This is a genomic window from Sneathiella sp. (genome assembly GCF_047631475.1).
Classification (GTDB): Bacteria; Pseudomonadota; Alphaproteobacteria; order Sneathiellales; family Sneathiellaceae; genus Sneathiella.
In genome coordinates this window covers 1-16,181 of the sequence record NZ_JBLHZT010000060.1, presented here as the reverse complement: position 1 = coordinate 16,181, position 16,181 = coordinate 1, and the positions used below count along the sequence as shown (strand labels likewise).

Genomic DNA, 16,181 nt, shown 5'->3' with positions numbered 1-16,181 from the left:
TTCCCCGGCCCCGCGCAATCGTAGATCCTCTTCGGCGATCACAAAACCATCTTCGGTTTCGCGCATGATTTTAAGACGGGCTTTCTGGGTCTCTCCCAGGGGGCCTGCATATAATAACAGGCAATTTCCAGCGAGACCGCCACGGCCGACCCTGCCGCGCAACTGATGAAGCTGCGCAAGTCCGAAGCGTTCGGCATGTTCGATGATCATGACAGTGGCCTCGGGAACATCAACACCCACTTCAATGACGGTTGTTGCCACAAGGATTTGCGTTTCGCCTGACTTGAAGGCCTCCATCGCGGCTTCTTTTTCGTCAGATTTCAGCTTGCCATGTACGATGCCAACCTGACCGGGATACAGGGCTTCCAGATAGGTCTTGCGGTCTTCCGCAGCAGCAAGATCACTGACCTCGCTTTCTTCAACAAGGGGGCATACCCAATATATGCGTTCATTTTCCGCTATTTTTCGTCCCAAACCTGTCGCCAGAGCATCCAGTCGTTCAATTTCAATTGCCCGTGTATCGACCGGCTTTCGCCCGGGTGGTTTTTCATCAATAATCGACACATCCATGTCGCCGTAGGCCGTCAGGGCCAAGGTGCGTGGAATAGGTGTTGCTGTCATCACGAGCACATCAACCCCGCCGGTCTCTGGCTTTCCTTTGGCGCTTAAGGCCAATCGCTGATGTACGCCAAAACGGTGTTGCTCATCAATGACCGCAAGCCCCAGATCATGATATTGAACATCCTCTTGAAACAGGGCATGGGTTCCAATGGCCACATGGATCGTTCCCTCAGCCAGTTCCTGTAAAACGGCAGCCCGTTTTTTACCCTTCAAGCGTCCGGTCAATAAGGTGGTTTTGAGGCCAAGTTGTTTGAAATATGGATCCAGGCCTTCCAAATGCTGACGCGCCAGAATTTCAGTGGGGGCCATCAGGGCCGCTTGTGCACCGTTTTCCAATGCCTGCAGGATGGTCATAAGAGCAACCATGGTTTTACCACTGCCCACGTCCCCCATGAACCAGTCGCAGCATCCTATAGTTTGCGGTTAGATCCGCCGATATTTCTGAAATTGCGCGGCGTTGGGCCCCTGTTAAAGCAAAGGGAAGCAGATCAATGACCGCTTCCGTCAGGGTTCCATTGGTTGGCAGGGACCGGCCTTTCTTACGTTTCATACTCCGCCGGGCAAGCTCCAACGCCAATTGATTTGCAAATAACTCATCATATGCCAGCCGCTGCCTTGGAAGACTATCTGGTTCCAGATCCTTCTCCCCCGTTGGATTATGGACCGTCAGGACGGCGGTTTTCCAATCGATCCATTTTTCCCGGGTGATCAATGTTGGGTCCTGCCATTCAGGAAGGACGGGCACGAAAGAAAGAGCCTGTTGAATGGCTTTGCCCAGCATATTATTCGTTATACCCCCCGTTAGCGGGTAAACGGGCTCATGAATTGAAATATCAGCGTGATCATTAATGTCGAGAATATGATCGGGATGGGTAATTTGATAAACACCGCCATATTCTTCAAGTTTTCCGGCAACGATCCTTTGTTTATCCACAGGCAGCTTTTGCTTTAAATAATCTTCCCGTCCGTTGAAGAAAGTCAGTGTTAAAGCCTCGCCATTAACATCGCAGTCTATTTTATAGGGAACCCGACGGCTTCTGGAAGGATGGTGTTTTCGGGTGGTAACGGTCACAATCACCTGACCTGTTACATAATCCGGTGACAAATGATCAATTTTTTGCCGTGTCACGATACCACTTGGCAGATGCCAGACAAGATCAATCACATGTTCGCCTGTTAATTTACGCAGCAGACCCATCATGCGCGGCCCCACGCCTTTTAGACTTTCAGCTGATTTGAAAAGCGGAAATAGTAATTCCGGGCGCATACGGGATCCTTGCCTTTATCAGAAAGATAATCATGTTGTTGCGTAGCTTAATGCTGACAGAAGGGAACATAAAGGGTATATCCTTGCTCATTCAATAAAAGAGCTAGTCATGACCGAAGATATTGTTATACGCCGAAAACGTCTTTTACACCGTTCCCGCTACACCGGAATGAAAGAGACTGACCTGATGCTGGGACGGTTCGCTGAGAAATATGTGCATACATTTGATCAGGGTGAATTGGACCTCTATGAAACGTTGTTACATGCAGGGGATCCCAGTATTTATGCGTGGGCTGTTGGGCGGGAAGAAACGCCGGAAGAGTTTGATACGCCCGTCATGGACAAGCTCAAGAATTTCGCAGTATTTGAACATGATCCGGCTAACTTAAGACGTGATGACTAACACCCTTCAGTCCAGCGTAATCAGTAAACTGATTGGCCTCGAAAAAACCAACCAAAACTGTCGTCTTGAATCTGTTCCTGAGGGATATGACGCGTATTTGCTGGCGAAAGTTGCCGCGCAGGCGTCGCAGGATATTCTGTATGTTCTGCGCGAAGATATCCGCATGGCCGCGACAGAATCGACCCTCAACTTTTTTGATCCTTCGATAGAAGTGATCAGTATTCCCGCGTGGGATTGTCAACCCTATGACCGGGTCTCTCCTAACTCCGAGATTGTTGCCCACCGCATGACAAGCCTTGCTCGCTTGACAGAAAAGGCGGAAAAGCCGCGCATCGTACTGACAACGGTCAACGCGATGTTACAGCGCACTCCTTCGATAGACATGATCAAGGGGGCCCGTTTCTCTGCGAAGGTTGGCGACACTGTCGATATTTCAGCGTTAACCGCGTTTCTGGTTGCCAACGGTTTTTCCCGAATTGGTACCGTGATGGAGCAGGGGGAGTTCGCTGTTCGCGGCGGATTGATTGATATTTTCCCGCCCGCCCTTAAAGAACCTGTCCGTCTCGATTTTTTCGGTGATACTCTTGAAGGGATCAGAACCTTTGACTCCCTCAGTCAAAAATCAACGGGCAAGCTGAAACAAATCGAATTTACAGCAGCAACAGAATTCCTGTTGGATGATGCCGCTGTGACCCGTTTTAGAAGTGGCTACCGCGAGAATTTTGGAAGTGTAACGGGTGACGACCCTTTGTATGAAGCGGTCAGTGAAAAGCGCAAACATGTCGGTATGGAACATTGGTTACCCTTGTTCCATGACAAAATGCAGCTGATAACGGACTTCCTACCAGATGCAATGATCTTTCTGGATTATCTGTGTGATGAATCTCGGGACGCCCGTCTGGAAACAATTCAGGACTATTTCGAAACCCGCGAAGCGGCCGCCATCGGTAAAAATGTCGACTATCACCCGCTTTCGCCTGAAAAACTGTATGTCACACTGGAAGAATGGAACGACTTGCTATCGGTTCGGGCAACGTGCCAGATTTCTCCATATCGCAGCGGCGCTGTAGGCGCAGACATTTTTGATGCTCAAGGAAAAGAAGGGCGTGATTTTGCCCCTGAACGAAAACTTCAGGACAGTAATATTTACGACCATCTGCGAAAGCACATTACGCAGATACTGGGGCAGGGCAAACAGACCATTTTGACCCACTTTTCAGAGGGCTCCTTGGAAAGAAACGAAAAGGTTCTGAAAGATCACGGGATCAGCCCGATCAGTCGTATTTCGTCTTTTGAAGACCTGAAAAGCAATCTGAACATCCCTTATTTAACCGTATTGGGTTTGGATAAAGGCTTTGAAGCGCCCGATTTCGTTGTCATTGGAGAGCAGGATGTTTTGGGAGACCGTCTTGTTCGGCCCCGTAAAATGTCTCGTAAGAGTGACAATTTCATTGCCGAAGCTTCACAGCTGTCGCCAATGGATTATGTTGTTCACGTTGATCATGGTGTGGCTCAATATGAAGGGTTGAAAACCATCGATATTTCCGGCGCACCGCATGATTGTGTCACGCTGCTATATGATGGTGGGGACAAAATCTACCTGCCCGTTGAAAATATCGAAATGCTGTCCCGATATGGCGGCGCGGATGCAGGCGCGACCCTTGATCGGCTGGGCGGAAGTGGCTGGCAGGCGAAAAAAGCCAAGCTGAAGAAAAAGGTCATGGAAATGGCCGATCAGCTTATTAAAATTGCCGCATCCCGCCATTTGAAAAAAGCCGAGCGATTGATACCGCCGGATGGGGCATATGCCGAATTTTGCGCGGGCTTTCCATTTGAGGAAACCGAAGATCAGCTGAATGCCATCAATAATACGCTGGATGATTTGACCTCTGGCAAACCCATGGATCGATTGATCTGTGGGGATGTTGGGTTCGGTAAAACAGAAGTAGCGCTGCGGGCCGCTTTTTCAGCCGCCCTTGCCGGCAAGCAGGTCGCTGTTGTAACGCCAACAACGCTTCTGTCGCGTCAGCACTACAAGACTTTCAGCCAGCGATTTGCGGGCCTTCCCGTTAATGTTGCGCAACTATCCCGCATGGTCACAACGAAAGAAGCGACGCTCACCAAAAAAGGGCTGGCCGCCGGTCAGGTGGATATTGTGATCGGCACTCATGCATTGCTTGGAAAAAGTGTCGATTTCAAAAATCTTGGACTTGTGATCGTTGATGAAGAACAGCATTTCGGTGTGGTTCATAAAGAACGTTTAAAAGAAATGCGCGCAGATCTGCATGTTTTGACTTTAACAGCAACCCCCATACCCAGAACATTGCAACTGGCCATGACCGGCATTCGGGATTTATCAATTATTGCAACCCCGCCGGTAGACAGGCTTGCTGTTCGAACATTTGTTCTGCCTTTTGACCCGGTTGTGATCCGCGAAGCTTTGCTGCGCGAACATTACAGAGGCGGCCAAAGTTTCTTTGTCTGCCCCAGACTGACCGATTTGAAAGAAGTTGGCAAATACCTGAAAGAGCATGTCCCCGAGGTCAAGTTTGTAACCGCTCACGGTCAAATGCCGGCAAAAGAGCTGGATGATACCATGAACGCCTTTTATGACGGGGCATATGATGTTCTGGTGGCAACAAATATTGTCGAGTCCGGTTTGGATATTCCAACAGCCAATACGCTTATTACATATCGCGCAGATATGTTTGGTCTGGCGCAGCTTTACCAAATTCGGGGTCGAATTGGTCGTTCGAAAACGCGGGCCTATGCGTATCTGACGTTACCGCCCCGCAAAAAACCGACAGCCGCAGCCGAACGGCGGCTACGTGTTCTTCAATCCCTTGATACCTTGGGAGCAGGCTTTACATTAGCCAGCCATGATCTTGATATTCGCGGCGCTGGAAACCTGCTTGGGGATGAACAATCCGGGCATGTGAAAGAAGTCGGGTTCGAGTTATACCAGGAAATGCTGGAAGAAGCCGTTGCGGCTGCCCGCGATGGTACTCTTGAGGGCGGTGAAGAAGCCGAAGATAAATGGTCACCATCGATCAATATCGGTACATCAGTGCTCATTCCTGAGAGTTATGTCTCTGACATTACGGTCCGAATGGATTTGTATCGCCGGATCGCGGCCCAGGACACAGAACAGGAAATAAATGCGTTTGCTGTTGAAATGGTCGACCGTTTTGGCTCGATGCCGGAAGAGGTTAAACATCTGGTGGAAGTCATGACCATCAAACAATATTGTAAAGCTGCAAATATTGAGAAAATTGAAGCGGGACCAAAAGGGGCCGTTTTGACCTTCAGGGGTAATCGTTTTGACAATCCGGGCGGACTGGTCGCCTTTATATCGAAACAGCCCGGTTCAGCGAAATTGCGCGCCGATCACAAAATGGTCTACACCCGGTCGTGGGATCACCCGGATGATCGTTTGAAAGGTGTTTTATGGTTATCCCAGAATTTGGCCAAAATCGCCAAAGCAAGATAGGATCGGAAGAATGCAGGTCGGGTTAAGTGATGAAACCAAAGAACAGATTGCAACAGAACTTGGTCAGTTTTTTGCCACTGAATTTGACGAAAACATCAGCCATTTCAGAGCGTTACAACTTGTTAACTTCATGGTGAAGAAAATTGGTCCGTCACAGTATAATCAGGCTGTGACGGATATTCAGGCTTTTCTGCTCTCAAAGGTTGAAGATCTGGACGTCGAATTTAACAAGTATGAAGAAGACTGAACGTCCTAAGAAGTCGCCTCATTTGCTTCTGTTTCAATCTGTTCAATGACTTGAATAAAGGTTGCCGGATCCTGTGCCCCTGACAACGCATATTTGTTGTCAAAAATGAAGAACGGAACACCGCTGATACCCATTTCACGGGCCCGCGCATCTTCTTGAGACACCAGTTCGACATCGGCGTCACTTTCCAGAAGGTTCTTGACGATCTCGACGTCCATACCGGCTTCACTGGCAGCATCGATCAACACCTGATCATCACCCAGATCGGCCCCTTCCATAAAGAACTTCCGGAACAGGATTTCCACGACTTCATTTTGCAAGCCAGCTGTCTCGGCCCACCGAATAAGCCGGTGCGAATTCAACGTATTAGGAGATCGCTTAACCTTACCGAATTGAAAGTCCAATCCGACGGCCGCACCCGCCTGCCTGACATTTTCATACAATTCTTTGGCCCGCTCAATGCTACCAAATTTTTGTGTGATGAATTCCGTCCGATCAGCGCCTTCTTTGGGCATATCGGGATGAAGCTGAAAGGGATGCCAGGTAATCTCGACATCCAGATCAGGTCGTTCTGCCAACGCAGCTTCTAATTTGCGTTTGCCAATAAGGCACCAGGGACAGACCGTATCAGAGACAATATCTATTTTCATAGGATATAGAATAGGGAGACCGGCGGTCTGAAACAAGCCCCTTATTTGAATGATTGTTCCAGAATTAACTGGCCGCCGCTTGTGTTGTGACCATACTCACACCTTTGCAACGCCGGATGGTTTCTTCAACGGTTTCCTGTTCCGCCATTTCAGCCAATCCCATTTCAACCCTAGCGGCAACCGGTTTATCCTGTCCCGCCACAGCAAATTCTGTCGTTTTTGTCACCCCGTAAACACGGTTTAGGGCAAAGCGGGCCTGATCAATCCCGGTGCAGGGCAGGGCGATCAGAAACTTGTTCCCTTCATACCGGCAACATATATCTTCACCGCGAACCAGGAAGGAAATGATATTTCCAATCTGCCGCAAGACCTGATCGCCCGCGGCGTAGCCAAATTCTTCATTAATTGCCTTGAGGTTGGTAATATCGAGTGTTGCAATCGTCAAATACTTGTCTTCCGCACGATGATCTGAGATCAGGTTATTCAGATGTGCCCGCATGAAGCCAAAAGAATACAAATCGGTGGGACCATCCGTAACCGGAAGGGGCTTGGATGTCTTGAAAAGCTTTTGAAGAGAAAATCGATAATCCGCCTGATTGATATGCAGAAAAGTTCTCACTCTCAGATTTTTCATTTCAGACGGATTTAAAACAATATCGGAAGCGCCGTGGACATAAGCCGCCTGCCGATTGCTTTCATGATCAAGAATAAAGATGATTGGCAGATTAAAAAGCCGGCTATTTGCCCGAACATCGTTGGCGAAGCGAAGATTGACATCTCCTTGGCCCGCCCCTAACAGGATCATCGCGTCATACTGCGTGGACTGCAACTCGTCCATCGCTGACATGGCGTTTTGGCAGACATTTATCTGGGTTCCACGATCCAGCTGCAACATCACCTGGCCTAATACATCACTCTCTGTACCAACAAGAAGAATATTTTTGCTGGTTTCCTCTGATACAGGATCAGGAAGATCTTTGGCTTTCAACCCATATTGCGACGTGGTTTCAGAGCGTCTGATAAATTCTCGTTTCATGACCTGCAGGCGCACAAGAGAGGCAAGCCGTCGTTCCAGTTCCATATCACAAAATGTCGTGGGGATAGACTGGATGCTGTCTGAAAAAGGATTTTCTCCGATGATCAGGATTTGAGAAGTCTGTTCGGTCAATGCTTCCTTCAAGCCGGATAACTGATCACGCCCATCGTTATTCAGGAACAAGATCAAGTCATACAAAGGGGAGGCAATCTTTTCACTTTTGAACTTGGAATAGTCCATTCTTGAGGCGGCATATCCAAAGCCCGTCAGGCATTTGGTCAGGGCCGCTTCCTCTTTATTGGAAACGACCAAAATCTGAGCGGAGACAGACATATTTTTTCTTCCCTGATTTATTTGTACCCTATTGAAGCAAAATTTAGTTAAAATTGTCTTTTTCGCGGGCCAGAATTTTGAGAAATCTCAAAGCCTTGATTTTATTCGGCCCGCAGTGAATGATGTGCGCCAATGAAACAAGAAAAAAGAGGAGATAAACAGTGAATTCACCCACATTTCTAGAGGGAAAGCATGCTCTGGTGACAGGAGCCTCTTCCGGATTAGGGTGGCAGTTTGCTCTGACGCTTGCCCGTGCTGGCGCCAAAGTTACGCTGGCTGCGCGCAGTACCGATAAGCTGGAAACACTGGCGAAGGAAATCGAAGGCTTCGATGGCCGCGCCCTTCCTGTCCGGATGGATGTAACAGATGTTGCAAGCATCCGTTCGGCAGTTGCCGCCGCTGAAACAGAATTGGGGCCGGTTGACATTCTGGTCAACAATTCAGGTATAAGCGCGTTGTCTCCTTCGGAAGCCATTAGTGAAGAAGATTTCGACGCCGTGATGGATACAAATGCCAAAGGAGCTTTCTTTGTCGCGCAGGCGGTCGGTCAAAGCATGATCAAACACGGGCATGGCGGTAAAATTATCAATATCGCGTCCGTCGCCTCGAACCGGGTCTTGAAGCAGAATATTGCCTATTGCATGTCAAAAGCAGCCGTTAAGCATATGACAGCCGCCCTTGCAGATGAATGGGGGCGGTATAACATCAATGTCAATGGCATTAACCCTGGATATATTGTCACTGGCATTAATCGCGATTATTGGGACACGGATCACGGAAAAAAACTGATCAGTCGTTTGCCGCGCCGCCGTGTGGGGGATCCTGAGGTGTTAGATGGTGCTTTACTGCTTCTTGCAGGACCCGGCTCTGATTTCATGACCGGTAGCATGATTGATGTTGATGATGGCCTGACAGCCAAGGGATTCTGATTTTTTGCTGGACAACAGGTGATACCCAGATCAAGTTTCACCTGTTGTTCCCGGACGCAAATTCAGGGAAACCACAAGATGTTTCGCTTCTTCATCTTCCATGCTGGTCATCGATGCCAGAAGCATGGAAGCCCCCGTTACCCCTTCTTTATGTGCGATAAGCTTGCTGTGGCCGGCACCAATAGCCTCATCAACAGTTTCGAGATAACATTCTTCAATCATTTCAAGGATTGACGGATCAATTTCAACGCTCATCCAAAAATTTCCACTTAAAATTTAAACAAGCTTTCGATGACCAAAACACACTTTGTCCAATCAGGGATATCAGCCGAAATGAAAGCAAGTGACATAGTACAGTATTAAAAATAGCCAGCTTGCACACATCTGTCATCCAATTTTCTACCTGTCACTTTTTTAGAAACACATCAATACCACTTATTTTTAATCATAAATAAAAGTATAGGTAGTATAATGTGTCCTAAAAGAAATTTTATTGTCGTTGGTGGTGGGGTCGGGCCCGCAGCAGGCGTTGCTTTTCATCAGAAACTTATTGATATGCTTGATAATCGTGGCATGGGAGATCAGGGACATGCCCCGGTAATCCATCTTTCAATGTCACCCTACGTCCTTGATCGGACTGCGTACCTGCTTGGCAACCAACAGGGGATCAATCCTGGAATGGCCATGGGATCTTCTGTCAATGTGGCCTGTCACGCATTTGAAGCGGTGGCGCAGAAATTCGTGGTCGGCGTTCCCTGCAACACTTTTCACTCTAGAGTTGTGTATGAAGCTTATCTGGAACAATTGGAAAGCAAACAGATTTGCCCCATCAACATGATCGAAGAGACAAAAAATTACATTCAGCAAAAGCTGCCGTCCGACGAGATCATCCTTTTGTCGACCTCTGGCACCCGGGAAACACAGGTCTATAGTTCACAAATTCCAGTTCTTGAAACACGAGATGTTCCCAACCCACAGGACAAAAACACAAAGAGACTGAGTTATTTCCTAACGCAGGAAGGAAATCCCGACCTAAGGAAAATCAGTGCTGCGCCGCAAGCTGCTGTCATGGCTGCAATTTATGACCCGGAAATCGGTGTAAAAGGAAGCGAGCCCCATTTTTCTGAAGCAAAATGGGTTTTTGATGTTGTCATCGATCTATTGAAAGAAGGCCATGCCCAACGATCGGCAAAAAAGGAAAATTATAGCGTCATTATGGGGTGCACAGAAATTCCGTTGGCCTATGCCTATGGCGAAGGCCCTCTCATTTTAGGAGATTTCGAAAAATATATCGATCCAATGGAAATCCTGGCCGCCCGCTTAATCACTGCCGCAGGGTATCCGCTTAAACAGGCGTTTGCAGAAAAGTATGATTACATGTTGAGTTCAGAAGTGCTCGCAGAACCGGAAGACAGCGCCCAAATTCGCCTACATGTCGAAGACTTTGCGGAAAACATCAAGATCCGGTCGAAACTGTAATTGCCGAAGACCCTTGCGTTTGAACCAGCCCCCTGGATATAGTTACAAATAAAACTATTTCGCGGGAGGATAAAGGGTCGTGCAAAAACCAGAAGGCATAATCGTAGGGGGAGGGCTCGTTGGTTTGACATTGGCCCTCGCCTTGCATCAAAAAGGATTTAAATGCCGTATTTATGAGACTGTTCCTGAACTATTACCGCTTGGTGTCGGGATTAACCTTCTTCCGCATTCTGTCCAGAATTTGGCGAAACTGGGTTTATTGGACGCCCTTAGAAAGGTTGCGATCGAAACATCCAGTCTCAGCTATTATACCGAAGACGGTAAAACCATCTGGAGCGAGGCGCGGGGTCTGGCCGCCGGTTACGATGTCCCGCAATTTTCCATACATCGCGGTGATTTTCACATGATTCTTTTGGCGGCCGTAAAAGAACGTCTGGGAGAAGACTGTCTGTTTATGGATCACCGGTTTGATCGATATGAACAGGATGGCGACGGTGTAACCGCCTATTTCACAAACCATGACGGTACCCAGGAACAGCAAAAAGCCCATGCTGACTATCTGATTGGCGCGGATGGTATAAACTCCCGTTTGCGGAAAATTTTGTATCCTGATGAAGGGCCGCCGCATTATTCCGGTCAAATGTTATGGCGCGGGGTGACGGAAATGGCGCCCTTCAAGGACGGAAAATCCATGTTCATGGCGGGACATAATGATCTGAAACTCGTCGCTTATCCGATCCGAGCCGAAAGTGCTGCGCGCGGAAAATCCTATATTAACTGGATTGCAGAGCGGAGGATCCCGTCTGATTTAGCCGGACGGCAGGCTGATTGGAATGCAGAAGGCCTGTTATCAGAGTTCAAGTTTGATTTTGACTCGTGGGATCTTGGTTGGCTGGACATTAACGCATTATTTGATAACGCAATTTCCATTCACAAATTTCCCATGATTGACCGGGACCCAATTCCGAAATGGAGCTTTGACAGGATCACCCTTATGGGCGATGCGGCCCATGCCATGTATCCAAATGGATCCAACGGTGTGTCTCAGGGCGTACTGGACGCCATGGAGTTTGTTTCTCTATTGGAAAAGGGCGGAAACATTACCGATATTCTGACACAATATGAAGACAATCGGCGCCCACATACAACGCGCATCAGTCTCGCCAATCGAGAAACAGGGCCGGAAAGGGTCATGGAAATGGTGAAAGATGTCTGTACCGGGGACTGCGCGGACATACATACCTGTATTCCGGCGGACCAACTGGAAGAGGTCGCGACCGCCTATAAAAAGCTTGCAGGATTTGATAAGGACAGTTTGAAGCAGGCTCCTTAAAGGTTTTTGTACATGCAGACGCGCGGCTGAACATCCAGGCCGTGCGCCTTTTCCTGTTGCCGAGTTTCCAAAAGCGATGGCCATCCTTTAGCTGGCGAGAAAATTGAATATCCCATAGCCTGATAAAATGGGGCGTTAAAAGGAATAAATTCATAGGTCGTCAGGGTTATCTTTTGAAACCCCTGATCCTTGGCCCACTTTTCCGACAAACTAAGCAATTTTTTTCCAATTCCCTGGCGCATAAATCGGCGTGAAACTGAGATTTCTTTAAGGTGGGCCTGACCGTCTATTGGCTTCACAAACGCAAAGCCAACAGGCTTGTCGGCTGCATCGCAGGCAACAAGCAGCAGGCATTCTTTTTCAAGTCCGATCAAATAGGCAGCGGGATCAACCGGCAGGTCAGCAACGTGATCTAGGCCATATGCACGCAAAGCTTCCCCGGCGTCCATCTCAATTGCAGTTATAACAACACAGTCCTGTTGTTTTGCGTCTCTATAATGGAAGATGATCACATTCCAAATTTGTATTTTTCCAGATTCTGGTTCTTGTCGCGGACCGGTTTCAAGGCAATCGCCGTATCAACCAAAAAGCCCAGCGAATAATCAAGCCGTTCGGTGAGCGTCAGATCAAGACTGTTCGGCGGCGTATCGACAAAAAGCTGTGTAACGTTTCGCAAAATCATGTGATCGGGTAGCCACATCAGCATGTTGTTTTTATATCCGCTCATCCGTAGTTCAGCAACAGGATATGCGCCGCCCATGCCAGAACTAATTCCGATCAACTGACAGGGTTTGTGGGCCAGTTCACCCTTATCGCACATCAATAGGAAGTTTTTAAGATGAGGAGGGGCCATTCCCGCCCATTCGGGAACCACAAAAACAAATCCATCACACTCTGACAATTGACGTGAAAGCGGCAACCAGTTTTGACTTACCGGGCTATTGCTATCCCATTTGTCTTCAGTCCATAAAGGAAGGTCCAGCAGACGCAAATCAAAAATCTCTGTCTCGCAATCCAAATGGGTCCGATGCAATAAACCATCAACATAATGAGATATTCGGGAAGATTCAGAATTTTCCCTGATACTGCCAATTACTATACCGATTTTGATCATGCTATTTCCTTAAAGTATGTAGACCTTTTAGGTAAGCACGCCTGTAATTACGTCAAGCAAAACTAATCAGGACGGGGGTTTCATTGGTTAATAAAAAGCCACCCCCGCCTGATTTGTAAAATTTTATTTTAAGGCGGGAAGGGCCAAAATTGTCGAACTTCCGGCCCCATTTCTTAAGGCATGAACCGGGGCAAGGTCGGGATCCTGGCGCCACGCACGCGCATGATCAATCGATGGAAATTCGAGGATTGCAATAACATCCGGTATTTCACCATCCCCTTCCAACGCTTCAGGAGCAGGAAGTCCGGCAAGTACTTTTCCCTGATGTTTTGCCAAAGCATCCGATGACACTTTTTTATACTCATTCATTTTATCCGGATGTTTTACAGAAATAAGCGCGATGAATTGTACTGACATATCAAGAACCTTTAATTGTGGAAGTTGTCGCCTTGTATCTAGTCAGCATCGACCTGATAATAAATGCTAAACATTGCGAAATTTCTGTGCAAAAATGCACAGATGGAAGATTGGGACAGTTATAAATATATTCTGGCCGTTGGCCGCCATGGAAGTTTAAGTGCCGCTGCGCGTTCGCTTTCCGTGAACCACACGACGGTTTCCAGAAGAATAACCGCCATTGAAGAAAAAATGAATGTTCGGTTATTCGACAGAATCGCTAAAAATTTTGTGCCAACAGATGCCGGGCATAAAGCAATTGCCTCGTCTGAGCGCATTGAGAAAGAAGTCTTTGCGTTGCGCCGTGAAATCGCATCGAAAGACACAGAAATTGCAGGTCCCTTACAAATTACGGTCGCTGATCAGCTATATCAGACCTATATCGCAGATATCGTACACGCGTTTATGGCCCTCTATCCACAAATAGACATCACTGTCCGAACGGCGAGCGAGAATTTCAATCTCAGCAAAAGGGAAGCCGACGTTGCCATCCGGGTTGGGGATCAACCGGACAGCCACTTATTTGGTCGCCGCATTATGCGACAAAATCGTTGCTTTTATATCTCCAACGCATATTTGGCGCAATTGCGATCAACGGATGGGACTATAGACAAATCAACAAACATAAAGTTTATCAATCATGTAGAATGGTCCTCGACTATTTTAGATGAATTGAAAAAAGTGTATCCAGGCTGCAATGAAATTCTCAAAACCGATGCAATGATTGTTCTTCTGACAGCTGTAAAAAGGGGCATCGGTGTTAGCCGGTTGCCCTGTTTTTTAGGGGAGAGTGATCCCGATCTTGTACCGTTGCCCGGCTGCACGCCCACGAAAAATAAAGATATCTGGGCGCTCACCCATCCCGATCTAAAGAATGTGTCACGGATCCGGTTGTTTATGCAATTTGTCTCAGACGGATTGAAAAATCACACCGACACTTTTTTGGGAAAGCAATGATATTACAGCATTATATTATTTAAGATTAACAATAAATAAAGGAAACATGAAGTAAGAGGATACTAGTTTAAACGGAAGTTTTTGGTATCAAATGGGCGAAATCGAAACATATTTATCTGCGATAAGATTCGCTATTCTAGCGCTCGCATTTTTATATTTTTTTCGAATTCGCCGTCAGGTCCCTTATTCAGACAAGGGGATAATTCTTATTCAAGTTGGTTTCGGCTCCTTAGCGGTCGCGGGACTTGCCAACTTACTATTCCTATCACCTGTTTTTATTGATACCTTTTCTCCCACTTTCGAAACACGTGACATCATCCGCATTTCCTATAACAGCGCCTATTATGTGGGTATTCTTTGCGTCGTTATTGGTCTCATACGATGGAGTAAAGCTGTCATTCTATTGAATGATCAAATCAAAAAAAGACGGACTTTACAAAAAGAATTAGAGGAAAATAATAAATTCCTGAGCCTACAGGCCCGAGATCTTGAGGTTTTGACCGTTGAATATATCGAGCAGCGGGAAGTGGCCATACAAGCAGAAAAATCGAAAACTGATTTTTTAAGAAATACCAGTCACGAACTTAGAACTCCATTGAATGCGATCATTGGTTTTGCCGATATTCTAAGAGGCAGCCACCCGGTTTCAGATGAAGAAAAAAAGGAATATGCCAATTATATTTCAGTTTCTGGTAACAGACTTCTTAATCTGGTGAATTCCATCATCGAAATGGCTCATATTGATACCCGAAATTATGTGGCGACGATCGAGCCCCTCAATGTTCTGGAAACCATTGATCCATTGGCCAAACATATGAGATCAATCGCAAAAAACAAGGGTATCTCGATTGAAATAAATACAGACAGAGACACGCCGATTTTTGCCGAATTCGACGAGAATGCAACCCGACAGGCCATAATGCATGTACTTGATAATGCCATTAAATTCTCACCAGAAGACGGTACGGTTACTGTTCAAATATCGGAACAACTCAAAACCAACTTCGTCGCTATCTCTGTCACTGATAATGGTCCCGGAATTCCGCCTGAACAGTTAAAAACAGTCTTCGATATTTTTTCAAAGTCCGGAAACGCCTTGACCCAGGCCGACGAAAACCTTGGTATCGGACTTTCCTATTTTCAGAAACTGGCTGAATTGCAAAACGGAAAGGCCGCGATCGAAAGTGACGGAAAGAACGGCACAACATGCACTCTATACCTGCCAAAAGTACGGCCTGCTGCCAATGCGGTGGCATCGGACGCAAACGAAACTGACGACATAAAAATAAGCGCAGAACTTTAACGCGACGGTTCTGTTCAAGAAGCCGGCTTCAAAAAAACCACCATTCCTTAGCGGCGACAGGCAATTTGTATCTGTGTGGGTCATTCTCACTTTTGCCCCATCAAACAAATAATGAGAGTGTGGCCACATAAAAAAGCGGTTGCCCACTTCAGTTCGTTAGAAGGGAAGCTTATAATCTCTGGGAAGTCCTAACCATTCCAACGCGGGTTCTGGTGAAGTGAATATATTCACCGTAGGGGAACCTTCGCTCAGGAAACTGCCATACATGCGGGAAATGCCGTGGGTCAGTTTTGAGGCTGTAACAAAAGCAATTGGAAAAGTGCCGCGCCAAGCCATCTTTTTTTGAACAAAATCATTGACCTTACGCACATCATCACTTGTGAGATCAATCCGTTCACAACATCGGAAATCTACAAAACTACCATATCCGGGTAATAGCCCAGCCGTTTCATTCGCTTCCGTTGCGACTTGCATCAGAATATCGAAATTTAATACTGCGCCATGTCTAATAAAAATCACACCTGCGCTTTTATCAAGAAACAGTTTATGTGGGCAGGAGTCCG

The 16,181-nt window shown here is 47.1% G+C and carries 17 protein-coding genes; 8 read left to right on the top strand and 9 right to left on the bottom strand.

What is annotated here, in order from left to right; genetic code table 11:
- Positions 1-1,014: ATP-dependent DNA helicase RecG (locus ACJAYR_RS17010; protein WP_415237710.1), on the bottom strand; the 1,014-nt coding region annotated here is incomplete at its 3' end.
- Complete coding sequence (locus tag ACJAYR_RS17005) at positions 992-1,888, bottom strand: hypothetical protein (protein ID WP_415237709.1); 897 nt, start codon at positions 1,886-1,888, stop codon at positions 992-994. The genes ACJAYR_RS17005 and ACJAYR_RS17010, both read right to left, overlap by 23 nt.
- A gap of 109 nt (positions 1,889-1,997) precedes the next feature.
- Here ACJAYR_RS17005 and ACJAYR_RS17000 point away from each other — a divergent pair, with 109 nt between their 5' ends.
- From ACJAYR_RS17000 to ACJAYR_RS16990, 3 genes are read left to right on the top strand one after another with little or no spacing between them, the layout of a single operon-like run.
- Positions 1,998-2,291 (top strand): succinate dehydrogenase assembly factor 2, encoded by a 294-nt coding sequence (locus ACJAYR_RS17000; protein ID WP_415237708.1) that lies wholly within the window; start codon positions 1,998-2,000, stop codon positions 2,289-2,291.
- The gene (gene mfd, locus ACJAYR_RS16995) at positions 2,284-5,781 is read left to right on the top strand and encodes a transcription-repair coupling factor (RefSeq protein ID WP_415237707.1); all 3,498 of its coding nucleotides are present in this window, start codon (positions 2,284-2,286) and stop codon (positions 5,779-5,781) included. Before ACJAYR_RS17000 ends, mfd begins: the two co-directional genes overlap by 8 nt.
- Positions 5,782-5,791: 10 nt before the next feature.
- Positions 5,792-6,028, top strand: coding sequence for a DUF2164 domain-containing protein (locus ACJAYR_RS16990; protein WP_415237706.1), 237 nt, complete (start codon positions 5,792-5,794; stop codon positions 6,026-6,028).
- A 5-nt stretch (positions 6,029-6,033) separates the two neighbouring features.
- Here ACJAYR_RS16990 and ACJAYR_RS16985 read toward each other — a convergent pair whose 3' ends face one another.
- Both ACJAYR_RS16985 and ACJAYR_RS16980 read right to left on the bottom strand, forming a co-directional pair.
- On the bottom strand, positions 6,034-6,678 hold the full coding sequence (locus ACJAYR_RS16985; RefSeq protein WP_415237705.1) for a DsbA family oxidoreductase: 645 nt from the start codon (positions 6,676-6,678) through the stop codon (positions 6,034-6,036).
- A 64-nt stretch (positions 6,679-6,742) separates the two neighbouring features.
- Positions 6,743-8,047, bottom strand: coding sequence for a diguanylate cyclase domain-containing protein (locus tag ACJAYR_RS16980; RefSeq protein ID WP_415237704.1), 1,305 nt, complete (start codon positions 8,045-8,047; stop codon positions 6,743-6,745).
- Between the two features lie 161 nt (positions 8,048-8,208).
- Here ACJAYR_RS16980 and ACJAYR_RS16975 point away from each other — a divergent pair, with 161 nt between their 5' ends.
- A complete protein-coding gene (locus ACJAYR_RS16975; RefSeq protein WP_415237703.1) occupies positions 8,209-8,976 on the top strand; it encodes an SDR family NAD(P)-dependent oxidoreductase in 768 nt (255 codons plus the stop codon).
- 30 nt (positions 8,977-9,006) lie between these two features.
- Here the strand turns inward: ACJAYR_RS16975 and ACJAYR_RS16970 are convergent, their stop codons facing one another.
- Complete coding sequence (locus ACJAYR_RS16970) at positions 9,007-9,231, bottom strand: hypothetical protein (protein ID WP_415237702.1); 225 nt, start codon at positions 9,229-9,231, stop codon at positions 9,007-9,009.
- A gap of 216 nt (positions 9,232-9,447) precedes the next feature.
- On the opposite strand from ACJAYR_RS16970, the gene ACJAYR_RS16965 reads away from it, so the two are divergent.
- Both ACJAYR_RS16965 and ACJAYR_RS16960 read left to right on the top strand, forming a co-directional pair.
- The gene (locus ACJAYR_RS16965; RefSeq protein ID WP_415237701.1) at positions 9,448-10,455 is read left to right on the top strand and encodes a hypothetical protein; all 1,008 of its coding nucleotides are present in this window, start codon (positions 9,448-9,450) and stop codon (positions 10,453-10,455) included.
- Between the two features lie 79 nt (positions 10,456-10,534).
- On the top strand, positions 10,535-11,788 hold the full coding sequence (locus ACJAYR_RS16960) for a flavin-dependent oxidoreductase (RefSeq protein ID WP_415237700.1): 1,254 nt from the start codon (positions 10,535-10,537) through the stop codon (positions 11,786-11,788).
- Here ACJAYR_RS16960 and ACJAYR_RS16955 read toward each other — a convergent pair.
- The 3 genes from ACJAYR_RS16955 to ACJAYR_RS16945 all read right to left on the bottom strand — a co-directional run bounded on the left by ACJAYR_RS16955 (position 11,785) and on the right by ACJAYR_RS16945 (position 13,319).
- Positions 11,785-12,237: a GNAT family N-acetyltransferase gene (locus tag ACJAYR_RS16955; RefSeq protein ID WP_415237699.1), complete on the bottom strand. Its 453-nt coding sequence runs from the start codon at positions 12,235-12,237 to the stop codon at positions 11,785-11,787. The genes ACJAYR_RS16960 and ACJAYR_RS16955 overlap by 4 nt on opposite strands.
- A gap of 59 nt (positions 12,238-12,296) precedes the next feature.
- Positions 12,297-12,902: an NADPH-dependent FMN reductase gene (locus ACJAYR_RS16950; protein ID WP_415237698.1), complete on the bottom strand. Its 606-nt coding sequence runs from the start codon at positions 12,900-12,902 to the stop codon at positions 12,297-12,299.
- 123 nt (positions 12,903-13,025) lie between these two features.
- Positions 13,026-13,319, bottom strand: a complete 294-nt coding sequence (locus ACJAYR_RS16945) for a DUF1330 domain-containing protein (protein ID WP_415237697.1) — start codon at positions 13,317-13,319, stop codon at positions 13,026-13,028.
- A 63-nt stretch (positions 13,320-13,382) separates the two neighbouring features.
- Between ACJAYR_RS16945 and ACJAYR_RS16940 the strand changes: the two genes are divergently transcribed.
- The gene (locus tag ACJAYR_RS16940; protein ID WP_415237696.1) at positions 13,383-14,315 is read left to right on the top strand and encodes a LysR family transcriptional regulator; all 933 of its coding nucleotides are present in this window, start codon (positions 13,383-13,385) and stop codon (positions 14,313-14,315) included.
- 91 nt (positions 14,316-14,406) lie between these two features.
- Positions 14,407-15,618, top strand: coding sequence for a sensor histidine kinase (locus tag ACJAYR_RS16935; protein WP_415237695.1), 1,212 nt, complete (start codon positions 14,407-14,409; stop codon positions 15,616-15,618).
- 156 nt (positions 15,619-15,774) lie between these two features.
- Here the strand turns inward: ACJAYR_RS16935 and ACJAYR_RS16930 are convergent.
- A partial coding sequence (locus ACJAYR_RS16930; protein ID WP_415237694.1) for a hypothetical protein occupies positions 15,775-16,181 on the bottom strand: 407 nt, incomplete at its 5' end.